The sequence below is a fragment of the Thalassolituus oleivorans MIL-1 genome (genome assembly GCF_000355675.1).
Lineage (GTDB): Bacteria > Pseudomonadota > Gammaproteobacteria > Pseudomonadales > Oceanobacteraceae > Thalassolituus > Thalassolituus oleivorans.
On record NC_020888.1, the window covers coordinates 3,843,937 to 3,857,499 of the forward strand.

Genomic DNA, 13,563 nt, shown 5'->3' on the forward strand with positions numbered 1-13,563 from the left:
CTGCTTAATCATTCGAGTGCCTATCGCCCTTCACATAGCTGTCGGAGCGCTTTAACGTGCTGGAATCGACCGGCACAGTCCAAGGCTTACCATTCGGGTTAAGATACAGTCGTTTCATTTCTTCTAGGTTCAACGGTCGTGAACCTAAACGACCAAAGACAGAAATCTGCTCGCCGGTTTCATCCACACCGCGATCACGCGCTAAACCACGCGACAAACTCAGTGCCGGTTTAGAGGTTTGATAATGAGCAATCAAATGGGGGTTAGGCTCAGGGCTAAACCCATAAAACTTGGGCTGGATTTCGGGTGATGTCAGCTGCAAGACTTTTAAACCACCAACTCCATCAGCCACATAAGCAAACAGAGAAGCATTGGTGGTTGCGACAATGACATCACGCGCATCTTTAAGCTCGCCGTCAGCATTGAATGTCTGATACACCTTAGGTTGGTCGGCCTGTTCAATATCGAGAATCACCAAACCATCTTTACCTGCCGCAACATAGGCATAAGTACGCGCTAAATAAATACGCTGTGCATCAGCAAGTTCGATCTTAGTAGGTAGCAGATGCGGATTCTTAACATCCGTCACATCAACGACCTGTACACCTTCTGCCGTCGTAACGTACAAATAACGGAATTGCAGTGCGGTCGCACGGGCGTCTTTAACCGAAATAATAGATTCTAATTTCGGTTTTAACGGCTCGTTTAGGTTCACCACTAAAACACCAATCGGCGTGCTGATATAGGCGTAATAACCGCCCATCGTAATGTGATTCGCACCCTTCAACACACCGCCCGGATTCCAAGTAAGCGCGCGCTCAAGTTGGTTATTGCGCGGCTCACCATCGGCAAAGGTGTTGATATCAACCAAAATCAAACCTTCTTCACGGTCGGTAATAAAGGCGTATTTATGAATTGGATGCATTGGGGTTTCTTTGTTCGTTACCCGCATTAATTCACTGTCATTACGCTCATAAGCAATCGGCTGCGTCATGGATGGCATGGTCATGCAAGAAGCATCTTTACTATCAATATGGGCATCGTGGCCGAGTGGGCTAAATGGGGCGGTAATAATGCGCTGTGATACGCCTTTATTATCAATACTGGCGATGTCATAAACACTAAACCCTTCCTTGCCTTCCGCCACGAATAAATACTCGCCACGCATTTGCAAACAACCGACCTCACCAGCCGAATGCGTATGTGCCGTTAACTCGCCGCCTTTATCTAAGTGCGCTTGATAAAAATCAGGGTAAGCGTATTTCTGTAAGTAACTGCCGCGTACTGCTTGCGGTTCTTCCCACTCAGTCACATCGACGGCATTCACCGCATTTTCAGAGCCAACCCAAGCATACTTACCGACGAAGTTAATGTAGTTAGTACCAAACATTAACAGTTGCGACATAATGGCGTTGTTATCGTTGGAGTCCGATACATGGCAATCTTGGCAGTCTTTCGTTTCGGTTTTACGCACGGTATGCGGGAAATGCGGATTCATTGCCTGCGAGCTGTAACCACTCGACGAAATCGGTGGCTGCTGAATATAAGTATTTTCGCGGTTCGAGTTAGTAGACGACAACACCAAGGCTGAGGTTGATCGTACTGGGGCTATTTTCCCGCCTTTGCGATCACCACGACGCCCCAGCATAAAGATCTGATCGCGCGCGACCTGTGGATTATAGGTTGCATAGTTACGCGACTCGCCGCCTTCGTAATGATGACGCTCGGTTTTCTGGTTCGCTTGAATCGGTAAATGACAGCCGCCGCAGCTGGTAGTCCAAGACGTATGACAGCTGTAACACTCCATCTCGCTATCTTGATGCGCACGATTATTGGTCGGTACAAATTCGCCCCAACTTAAGTTATCGGTGTCTTTGCTCATCAATTTCGCACGTGCGGCTTTTTCGTTGTAGTGCGCGTTGCCGAGGGTTACCGAATCTTTAACTAAGGACAATTCCCATTCTTTGTTGGGATCAAGCGAGGCGCGCTGGAATAACTTGCCATTAATCCATTCAAACCGTTTACGGCCATCAGGCGTGCGCAATAACGTTAAGTCACGACCATTTTCTAATTTCGCCGGGCCTGACGTCGTCAAGTTAGGATAAGAATCGGCATTACCGTGACAGTCTTGGCAGTCGATCTCTACCGCCAGTGCAACTTCACCTTGCAAGTGTCCATTGCCGTGACCGTCTTGGGAAAAGTGGCAGTCCACACAATGCATGCCGACATCCAAATGCACAGATGACATATGCACCGCTTTATCGAATTTCTCGGGATCTTCATCCGAGACTTTTTCGCCTTCGGCATCCAACAGGTTACCTTTACGATCACGTTTAAAAATCGCACGGAAATTCCAGCCGTGACCGTGGTAATCGGCAAACTGGGTATCTTTTAATTCTGGATTTAAATCCGATACATTCTTCAAGAACTCACGGTCACCCCATTTACCCCGTGCGGCAGCGCCTTCTGGGTTGTGCTCATAAACATTGTGTTTTTCTTCTTCCGTCGGGTACTTCTGTTTTTCTGGCCACATAGAGGGCGCATCAGATTCGTAATCCCACATGGTGTAACCCAAGTAGGTATTCATAAACATATTCGGCTGATGCATATGGCAGATCATGCACTGACTGGTTGGAATGGCATTACTAAAGGTGTGCTGCAACGGATGACCCGATTCTGTTTTAGAGATGGTCGGATCTTTACTGATGCTTTTACCTTCATGCCCATGCTGAGCATAAAAACCCGAGTGACGCGGATCACGGTCATTGGCATAAACCACATGGCATGAAGCACAACCCGAATTACGATAGTCGCCCGGTTGGTCGTTGGTGCCCATAAACCATAACAAAGGATCATTTAAGCGGGTTTTCGTAATGTTAATCAATGGCACCGAAATACGCTGCCCAGTACCCGGCCCGCGATTCGACTGACGAAAATCCGGACGACCCGGTTCTTCTAAACGCTGCAATACGCCGAGCGAATTGGGGATGCCGGTTTCTGGAAATAGGTTGGTAATGTTACGACCACCGCGTTCGAATACGCGGAAAATATCGCCGGGTTTGACCGTTTCCCAAGCGGGCAGTGGATACAAGGTATCAATCACACCTTGCTCTGTCATCGCCGCGTCCGGTTTAATCGGCCCTTGAATCGCAGCCGCTTTGCCATCGCGGGTGTAAGCCTCGCCTAAGATATAATTTTTGAACGGTAAAATACCATTATTGTAAGACGCACCACCCCACAGCATAGCGCCGGTGGCATGTAGGCTGCGTTTAGAGGCTTCAATTTCTTTTTGGTGACAGCTACCGCAAGCATCTTCGACGATGCGGTAATCCGACGGGTTCATAAAGCGAATAAATTCAGGGCTTTCTTTGTTCAGCAAGGTATAACTAATTTCAGGGTTCGCACTGCTTGGATATAACCACGCATCGGGCAGCGTCGGTAATACGTGTGCTTGCTCCATCTTGGCAAAGTAGCCGTCTGTTTTTCGCGTCATACCCGCTTCGATTTTCACACTGGCATTACCACCATGACAATCCGTACAGCCAAGAACAACCGCTGAATTACTGTGCATGTTTTTGCTATCAGTTTCGGTATGACAACTCATACAACCGGCACTTTTTTCATCGGCCACATCCTGGGTTTGGAATGCAGGAGCAGGCGGATAGAAATCATAGTCACGCTCGACTTTATGTGCCTTTTCAGACGCATATGCGGTAGCTGCGATCAACGCACTGAGCAGTAGTAAGTAATGAATAAATCGTTTCATTGGTTAAGCATTCCGGTGTCAGTGCGAGTGAATCTAAACATAAGCATTAATAAGAGAGCGTCAGGTTTAACAGCAAGGAATGCGGATCTTCATCGGGGAATAAGTCTTTATATCCCTGACCGGCAAACAGCTTGGCGTAGGACGCCCGCGCAACAATGTTTTGACTCATAAATGGGCGATAAATAATGGCGACGGAGACATCGTCGCCAATGTGCGTATCGATATCGCCTTGATTACGTGCCACTTCAATAACGGTGGTGTCGTCAAACCATAAGCGGTTGACGTTAAACGACACGCGCAGCTCTGGTAGCAGATCCCAATCAGCTCCGGCCCCCAGCAAACGAATACCGGGGTTGGTGAAGTTTGACTGGCCTTGTTCTTTTGAGGTGCGTAATGAATTGAGTAAGCCATTGCGACTGCTAATTGCCACTTTACCACCGGCAATTAACGGCACGCCTTGGCGCATCCAATAACTAGTATCCGCTCCAGCAAATTGTGGATTTTCAAAGATGGCGTCGAAGCCTTCGGCCACATCATCATACGGATCACTATCACCACTACCGTACATTACCGACAAGCGATAACGCGCCCAACTATAATCACGGGATAATTCAGCGGCAAAAAACTGTGCATTAATATCGGCATCGCGCTGACTAAAGACATCGTTTCTTATTGTGCCGATCGCCTGATACGCCGACACCGTCAAGTTCAAGCGGCCAATATGACCATCACCGTTATAGCCAAAATAAGTAACTTCGTAGCTTTTCGGGCGCTCGCCACCTAAAGAAGCCGGGCGTTGAATAAAGCCGTTTTCATCGTAACGATTATTATCTTCTTCGCCATTGCGGTTATGAATAATCGTCGCTTGGCTAAAGAATCCTAACACTGGCATATCTTGCCAGTAGAGGTTTGCAACAAAAATATCGTCATCGCGCAGGGTACGTCGAACGTCATTTAAGCCACTGTTAATATCTTTTTCTAACCGGCGAAACCAAGCCAAGTTGTATTGAAAGATATTGTTGCTGCGGTTGCCAAACAAGCGCACACCGAACGGGCTGTCTTGAAATAAGAAACCCCGAAAATCTGAGTTAAACGGCTGAATACCGACGCGTAAACTATCGAAGTCAAAATTATCACTGACGTTACGCAAGTGCTTATCGACAAACAGACCTTGAATACCAATAAAGTCTTCATAGCGCGTCGTGTTATCGGCAGGATCAACATTGACGCCTAAAATCTCATCGAGATAAGTAGCGTTGTAGTTAATAACTGGAATAAAACGGAATTCATAATCGGGTGGACGAAAGGTGGTATCACCCTTGTAATAGACAAATTCAAATAATAAATTTTCGATCAAGGCTTGCTGATAACTGGAGCCGAAGACGCCTAAATCGCCGCTGTTGCGTGTACTCTGCAAACCCACCGGCGTAGGTACGCGACGGTTTTCGTAGAAAGTATCAGAAACAATCGAGATATTAAAAAACCAATCGTCATACAAAGGCCGGTCAGCTTTTAATACATTACGATTATACGGATCAAGTAAGTTCTCTTCGTAGCCTACCAGTTCCACAATACGCCAGCGGTCATCAAAACCTATGATTTTATTTTCATAATCAAGTAATACAGGGCGCGGGGTTGGCGAGCTTTTTTCCGGTAACGCTTTTACATTTTCCGGATCTTTTTCTAGCGCAATACAATCGCTGTTAGCGATTCCCGGTAGACGACGCTGACTATTCGCATCGGGGCCACAAATAACGTCTGCCCCAGATGCTTCTGCATTAGAAACGTCGGCTTGTGCGCTTAACGGTAAAAACGCACTCATGGAGAACACCAACAGGCTCGTTTTTAACAAGTTAAAGCACGATGGCGAGAAAATAATATGTTTCATATCACTTCCCCTGACACACATTCTGGCTATCAGAATTTAAGAATGGCGCTTGCGGGCACTGAATAAAACGCAGGTGTTCGCCTTTAGGTTTCAGGTTATCGGCACGAATCGCGCTGGGGGCATTATTAATTGAGCCATTCAACGCTTGCGACGCATTGTGCAAACCTAAAAAGGCGATCATGTCATCTTGATCGACACCGTCACCAGATACACCAATACCACCCACCAGCACATCGCCACGATAAATCGGCACACTGCCGGGGAAAATCTGAATACCATTCGCTAGGCGATTACTGCTAGCCGTTTCGACCACGCTGTTTAAATCGCTAATATCTAAACCGACACAGGTTTGACCGACTTCAGGGGTTCCGGCCAGCACATGAAATAAATGCTGCACTATGCCGTTCATCACTAAATCGAGCTGTAAGCCCGTTGAAAACGGACTCCACTCGCCACTTGGCTTACTCAATGGGCCGTTAGGATTTGATTCAATACCATCGGGATAAAATGGGCGCGATAAATTACCACCGGCGCGATCCGAGAAGGCAGTGCCATCCGCCAACGCATTACTATTTGCAGTAAAGGTGCGTAAATCGGTTAAGTAATCGCCGATATTTATTTGGCGATCTGCAGTTAAGTCAGAATTAAAATACTGCGTCTTCGCAAGGCCAGCATCACCTAAAAAATCGGCTGCATCTGGCGACGAAAAGAAGGCCGCTGTACGCGCTTTTTGCAACGAGACTTCAATACCAAATACCGGCGCATCACGGGTTTGTGCCATGGCCAACACATTGCCCTGAGTATCGACCACGCTTACCGTCACTCGTGCTTGCGTGCTTAATGGCTGCCGAATTTGCGCACGCGCACTATTGGCAACGGCCAATGCTTCGGTCATGACGGTTTGTACTTCATTAGCTGACAAGACCGCAGTGCCCGGCTCAGCCACAGCAGTACCAGCAATCGGTGGATAGCGGTTAGTATTTGCGCCATCAACAAACACAAAAGCATCTTGCCCGGCATAAAGCCCAGCATCGGCACGAATGCCGGAGTCCGCTTGGCCAAACACGGTACCAGCACGAATTGCCGCAGTGGTGATGTAACCCGTCACGCTAATCAGATCACCATCAGCGGCGGTTAATGCCGCATACGTATTGGAACCATCGGGCGCTGACTCCAAATCGATATTATCGACATCGGCAAAGCGTAACGTCTTACCATCAACCGTAATGCGATCCGCACGACGATTGAGCGGTGGCTGGTAACCAAACGACGCCGCCAAAGCAATCAGTTCGTCTTGATCGCTATCGACATCCAATAGGTTTTTATCAAGGCTGTAGCGGCCGTCACTGATCACACCAACGCCGCCAACCGCGACCCCGTCTTTATAGAGCGGAAAACCACCAGGGTCAGCAGACAAGCCGAGCGGCGAACGATGCGGCCCAGGGCCAGTGACGCCCGTACCTAAATCGCGTTGGGAGAAATCGGAGCAGGCGAGCTGGCTAAACTGCACACCAAACAAAGGACCGCCCGGTTGATTGCGTTCGCCCGGGTTGAAATGATCCTGAATAATTTGTCCTGCCGTGCGCGTACTAAAGCCATTACCTTCGGTGGCTAAATAGGCGCCAGTCACCGCTTTTGCGATAGCCGCGAGGGCATCAGCACCATCAGGTAAAATAAGCTGCTCTAGGCCGCCATCAATTGCAGTTTCTGTGTCGGCTGTCGTGCTAATTTTTAACTGTTTGTCAGCGTCTGTCATACGATAGACACCGAGCACATTGCCTACACGGTCGACTACCGCAATGGTAGCCTTAGCGTTGCGCGCCTTGGCTTCATTCACCGCTTGGGCAATGACCGTTTCAACATCGGCAATACTTAAACTATTGAGCTTGTCGGCTTGGCAATTGCCCGCACAAGAAACATCGCCAGCGCCAATACCACTAGAATCCGCACTCTTACCACCACCGCACGACACTATGCCAAGCGCAACACAGGATACTGCGCCAGTCAGTGCAAGCTGTTGCACTAACCGGATTAGTGGCTTGGATTTAAAACGCAAACTTTGCTCAGTCATGGAGCCGCCCTAGATATGCATCAAGCATCATCGGCTTACCGGGAATGTGGAAGCTATGGCAATCAATACAGCTACTGGATACTTGTTTTTTAGTCACTGCTTCACGGGCATCGGTATGGCACTGTACGCACTTACCAATACCGGGAATCAGCACATCGGCACTTGCCGATGACACATCTGCCTTATGGCAGGTGATACACATCGCTGTTTCGCTTTTTTCATCACCGACCATATGCACGGTATGATCGAAACGCGCGTTATACCAGTTGTCTTGTAATTGAATCGGCTCTACATGCCAACGGTCAGCGAGCGGTTTACTCTCGTCTTTGGTGATCATATGGCAGACAGCACAGCCGGTGCGCTCGAACTGAGTTTCAGCCTCTAGCAGCGCAGCCTTGCGCGCGCAGTCAATCGCGTTACCTTTGCAGGAATCACGATCCACTGCCGACATAGATGCGATAGTCGGCAAGCGGCGACTATCTTGCTCACGCTCCGCACGTAACGCTGGATCTGCGTATTGCAGTGCAAAATATTCGGTCAATTGCTGTAATACCAGCTCCGGCTCGCCATGATGCAATTCACGTCCCTTAGCTTGAATATCAAATTCCAAGGCATGACATGAGCGGCAAGATCTATCCATAGTAATCGGGACAAAGTGCTCGCCATTTTTATCTAACGAGTGGCAGTCGGAACATTCCAACGCATTACCATCATCGCGCTGAACTTTATCGCCACCTAAATGCAAATCGTGTGGAAATTTAAGGTTAGAGCTTTCTGCCAGCATTTCAGAAGTGCCGTGAGTGATGTTCTGCCAATCGACTCCAGTGGCTGTATTTTGCGGCGTTAAGTACTGCAACTTGAACTCTGGGTGACCCTTAGCAGAGAAGCCAAGTACCGGTGGTAGCGATTTTTTGTTGTCCGCCCAATCCATTACATCGGCATGACAATCGGTGCAGAAAGCATTGTCGGTATGGACCAGCGTAGAAGGCTCGTTATGCTCTTTATGGCAGCTCAAACACTTACGCGGATCTTCTCCCACTTGCATATGAATATCGTTATTGCCGTGTGCCGGTAATTCTTGGTGACAGGTTAAACAAACCGAATCGCGCACCGATACAAAGGGGCTTTCGTGGCAAACCTTACACTCGTTAGCAATACCTGGAATATTGTGCGCCGAGGCTAAATCTCCCGATGTCCAAATGGTGTCCGAGGGCAAACCGTATTCTTCAAATACCAGTTTCGCTTTTGAATCAAACGACGACAGCATTGGTAAAACCAAACTCACCAAAAGACCAACCGCTAAAAGGCCATAGCTCCACAGTCGTTTACGCGACTTAGTAGAGCGAGCAGAAATATTATCCGGCGTTGTCGCCGTTGGAATTTTACTGACATCGTCGTATTGCAGGATGCGCACTTTAGCGGTGATCGCGCTATCGCCAGACGCCATAATAGAAACTTTATGACTGTCGATATAAAAGCTATTCCCGACCGATAATTTCGCTTTGCGCACAGTCTCGTCGTTCATCACGACCGAGGTATTCATCGGACACTCTAAACGCAAACCGTCGCCATCAGCGATTATACGCACGTGATGCTCGGCCACACCTGGGCCAAACAATTGCACATCACTATGAGGCGAACGACCTATGCTAAGGACTTTACCGTCCCACTCACGAACAATGGCTTCTTCACCGGTACTGACTTCTAAAACGAGTTTCATTGGCTATTACCAGTAAAAAAACACACTAATAATATGTGCGGTTAACACTCCCAATAGCGCAATGCTGAAGGGGATATGAACGACCAACCAGACATGCAGCAGAGTCTGCCAGTGCATGTCGAGGCGTAAACTATTCAGCAAGGTTTTACGCTGACTGAGTACATCCAATAAGGCTTGTAACTTCTCGTGCTGCTCGACACTGTGCTTTGGTTTAGGCAACTCATGGGCAATATAAGAAAGCAGTGCTTTTTGATCGCGGTTATCAACCAAATTTAATGGCGCAGTCGCATCTAACGACACGCGCGACGAATCCTTAGCGCGAATTTGCGCTAAGGTGCCGCCACCTAATGTGGTGTGCTTTATCGCCGAGCCGACGGCATTTTGAATTTCAATGGGCAGGTCAGCGGCAATGATCACAGCTTCCTGATTAAAGCTATCGAACTGACGCAGCATATTTTCACGCGATAGATTTTTACGGTTACTTTCCATCGCGCTTGGCAGCATTAAATACAGCCATAAACCGTACATACCACTGACGATGACGATGACCATCAGTACGTATGCGAGCGTATGAATATTCCAACCAAACTGATAACCGCAATGTAGAGTGCCAATTAGCAGAAGCACTAAGCCCAAATACACGTGAGCCGACGTCCAGCCTTGCACTGTGCCTAACGATGAGCGATAGCTACGCTTACGAATACCGAGCAAGGTTAGCCAAACAATAATCAGCGCACCCAGCGTACCTAAGGTATATCCCTGCCACGTACCGCCATTGGCAGGGTTTTCTGACGTCATGTAAATGCCGCTACAGACAATCCCCAACCCTAAAGCGATTTTGCCGTACATGGAGTTGTTAAATAACAGAATGTTCTTATTCAGCGCCACGTTATTGCACCTTCAGAATGTCGATAAACTGATCGGGAGAAATACGTTTTGCTGCACCGGTAGGGCACGAACGCACGCATGCAGGACCTCCAGAAAGGTCTTTGCAGGAATCGCATTTAACCGCTTTTTTACCCTGCGCTTCACTGGCCTGCTTCTTCTTATCAACGGGTTTCTCACCCGGACGGCTACCTAAGCCTAAAAACATCCACGACCAAACGCTGTTTTTCTCGCGCTGTGGATACGCCATATGAATAACGTCATAGACACAGTTACTTTCGCAGTTACCACAACCAATACATGAGTCATCAATAAAAACTTCACCACTTGGGGCACGGTGAATGGCATTAGCTGGGCAATCTTTCATGCAATGGGGAATTTCGCAGTGACGACAAGCCACCGGCACCTGCAAATCGGCAAAGCCAACGCCAGCTTTGCGATTTAAACGAGAAATACCACCGTGAGTTTCGGCACAGGCCACCTCACAGTTGTCGCAGCCGACACACAACTTAGTATCAATCACTAACGCATTGGTCGCTTCACCCAAACCTTGATCCATTAAGAAGGAAACGCGGTTATTACGCTGATTATAGGTTTGCACATCGGTATTCGTGAGTAGGCGCTGAGCAGCGGCTTCTTCGACTTTTGTACGACCCACCTCGTCTTGGGCAAAGAGGGCGTTTAACGCATCTTGCGATAATTCGATGGTTTCAACTTGGCTGACGGCAATTGCTGACTCATGGCGCAAAGGGCTACCGAGTAAGGCCATTTCGCCAATCACTTGAGCCGTTTTCGCCTGACTCAAGCTGATGGGGACCCCGCCAATGTTCTTCTGCAAATTCACCGTGCCGCTACGAATCAAAAACAGCTTGTCGCCCTTCTCACCCTCTTTGTAGAGGTGGTCACCTTTGACGTAACGATTGAGCTTAGTTGCATGCGCAATTTGACGAATATCAAACACGTTGCCGCGCGGCGCAAAGAAACCTTGCAGTGCACGGGTAATGAACACCCAGTCGATTCCCAAACGAATTTCATCATTCGAGTTGACCAGTTTGAGCATGGTACGACGAGGGGTTTCTAATAATATGCAGTCTTTCTTGGCGATGGCATCACCGTTACGCGGACGACCAGAAATCAGACTCATCTCACCAAAGAACTGACCAGGGCCTAACGTGAAGGTGAGATACTTACCTTCTTTGTTCTTAACACGAATATCCACTTCGCCTTCGAGAATGGTATAGAAGGTATTGGAGTAGTCTTCGTTACGGAAGAGAAAATCACCCTCCATCACCGCGATAGAAGGGCGCAATCGACCGCGAGTATCGTTGCGCACAAGCTGATCCAACGAGCGCTGCGCTTCTGCCATCTCAGCTTTGGGGAAGCTAACGTGCAAATCACTTTCGTTGAGTAATTCGCGCAGCAGCAGGGCGTTCATCTGCCGGAACATAGGGATCTGCTGCTGCAGCAGTTCGATCACCTCTTCAACATCACGATGGTAAGGTAGCAAGGCAAAGCGGGCGGCTAATAACTCATGATCCACCGGGCGAATATTATTACCAAGAATAAACTCAATAACGTCGTAGCCTTGGTTCATCGCCTGCTTAATTAGCGGATAACCGGCCAAGGCACCAATAATGTATAAGCCTGGAACGTTGGATTCGTATTTCGACGACAGCACCGGAATCGCATCCGGCTTATCGCTTGGAAAAGTAATCCCGCATTTTTCGACGAAATCGCGCGGCGCGATTGCCCCCAAACGGCCAATCACACGATGACAGCTGATGGTTTTTAGACCATCAGGGGTTTTCAAATCAATCTGCAGCTTACAGCCGTCTTGGGTGTATTCGCGAACTTCGCTAACGCCCGCATCGTAAATACAGGAAAAGTCCAAGCGCTTGTTGTTAATCGCTGCCAGCACCGCATTCAGATTGCCTTCTTTTGCACGCGAGAATTCCGAACGACGGTTAACAATATATACTTTGTTATTACGGGCTAACGCCAAAGCGTTTTCGATGGCGGCATCACCAGCACCAATCACAACGATGGTTTGCTCTTTAAATTCATCGGGATCCGATAGGGTATAAGCGACATCAGGTAAATCCTCACCAGCAACGCCGAGCTTACGTGGATTACCCTGCAAGCCGATCCCCAACACCACAAACTCAGCAGAGATTTTTTCACCATTTTTCAAGTTGATGGTGAAGTCACCTTGAGTGCCTTCTACGCTAACAACTTCGGCGTTGTAGCGGATATTAACCTTGGATTCTTGTACGCCACGATTCCACTCATCGAGAATGCGTTCGCGGGTGTTAATTTCGAAATTGAGATCACTGCGCAAATCAATGAAACCAGGCTCAGCCATAACATGCTTACCTTTCTGGTATTCATCAATCGTCTTAGAAATTCGAGAAAAGCCTTCTAGCAAGACATAACTGGGTTCAGTTCGGCCCGCCTGCTGATCGTGATAGGCAGCACGGGCAGCGGCACTAAGCCCTGCAGGCCCAGAGCCAATAATAACAATATGATATTTGCTCATGTGAAGCTCCAAGCCCTGTACTGTTATCGTTATTATTTATCGCTGTTTGGTTATGCGCATAGCACACTAGCGCGCTCAATCACTATAGATCGTAATTTTATGTAAAGCGCGAAGGGCGTAGGCTAACAAAGGTCGGTAGGGGCGTCTACTTAATAACAATTTTGGCGCCTATGACCATATCGCCACGGCTAACGACGTGAGCGCCGCCCCGAACGAGAAGCAAGCATTAGAGGAATAGTGACGGACAACCAAATAATCAGCGGAACAATGAAGTACGACAACTGTACTTCATCAAACATATTTGACTGCAATACGATCTGAAATACTGTGAAAAAGATCATGCCGCCAAAGTAGAACAACCCATACACCAGCCATTTAGGCAGAGCACTTGAGCCTGATTCAACAATACGTCGGGCAACTTTTACCGACTGATCTAAAAAGAAATACAAGGCCATCGTAGTAATCGCCACGGCGATAGCATGTCGTAAATACCCATCCCAGTAGCCCTGTTGTGATGAGTTATCCAATAGCGAACCGCCGCTATAAATTGCATAGAGGCCGGTTAATATGGTCGACAAGCTGGTGAGAATCGTAAGGTAATCGGCTAACGCGGTGCGGATTTGTGTCATGGCAATAAATCTCTGCTAGCCCTGCTGATTTATTATATTTATTCAGCAGGACTATGTGATGTGGCTAT

Annotated in this window: 7 protein-coding genes; all 7 read right to left on the reverse strand. The window is 48.2% G+C overall.

Features of this window, described 5'->3' with window-relative positions; all coding sequences use genetic code 11:
• Positions 1 to 4 precede the first annotated feature (4 nt).
• The 7 genes from TOL_RS17690 to TOL_RS17720 all read right to left on the reverse strand — a co-directional run bounded on the left by TOL_RS17690 (position 5) and on the right by TOL_RS17720 (position 13,495).
• The gene (locus tag TOL_RS17690) at positions 5 to 3,766 is read right to left on the reverse strand and encodes an LVIVD repeat-containing protein (protein WP_015488748.1); all 3,762 of its coding nucleotides are present in this window, start codon (positions 3,764 to 3,766) and stop codon (positions 5 to 7) included.
• 46 nt (positions 3,767 to 3,812) lie between these two features.
• Positions 3,813 to 5,654, reverse strand: a complete 1,842-nt coding sequence (locus tag TOL_RS17695; protein ID WP_144055399.1) for a hypothetical protein — start codon at positions 5,652 to 5,654, stop codon at positions 3,813 to 3,815.
• Between the two features lies 1 nt (position 5,655).
• Positions 5,656 to 7,725 carry a heme-binding protein gene (locus TOL_RS17700; RefSeq protein ID WP_015488750.1) on the reverse strand — a complete coding sequence of 690 codons (2,070 nt, stop codon included), beginning with the start codon at positions 7,723 to 7,725 and terminating at the stop codon, positions 5,656 to 5,658.
• Complete coding sequence (locus TOL_RS17705) at positions 7,718 to 9,445, reverse strand: cytochrome c3 family protein (protein ID WP_015488751.1); 1,728 nt, start codon at positions 9,443 to 9,445, stop codon at positions 7,718 to 7,720. Before TOL_RS17705 ends, TOL_RS17700 begins: the two co-directional genes overlap by 8 nt.
• Positions 9,446 to 9,451: 6 nt before the next feature.
• Positions 9,452 to 10,333, reverse strand: coding sequence for a hypothetical protein (locus TOL_RS17710; protein ID WP_015488752.1), 882 nt, complete (start codon positions 10,331 to 10,333; stop codon positions 9,452 to 9,454).
• A 1-nt stretch (position 10,334) separates the two neighbouring features.
• A complete protein-coding gene (locus TOL_RS17715) occupies positions 10,335 to 12,866 on the reverse strand; it encodes a cyclic nucleotide-binding domain-containing protein (protein WP_015488753.1) in 2,532 nt (843 codons plus the stop codon).
• Positions 12,867 to 13,054: 188 nt separating this feature from the next.
• On the reverse strand, positions 13,055 to 13,495 hold the full coding sequence (locus TOL_RS17720; protein ID WP_015488754.1) for a hypothetical protein: 441 nt from the start codon (positions 13,493 to 13,495) through the stop codon (positions 13,055 to 13,057).
• Positions 13,496 to 13,563: the final 68 nt, after the last annotated feature.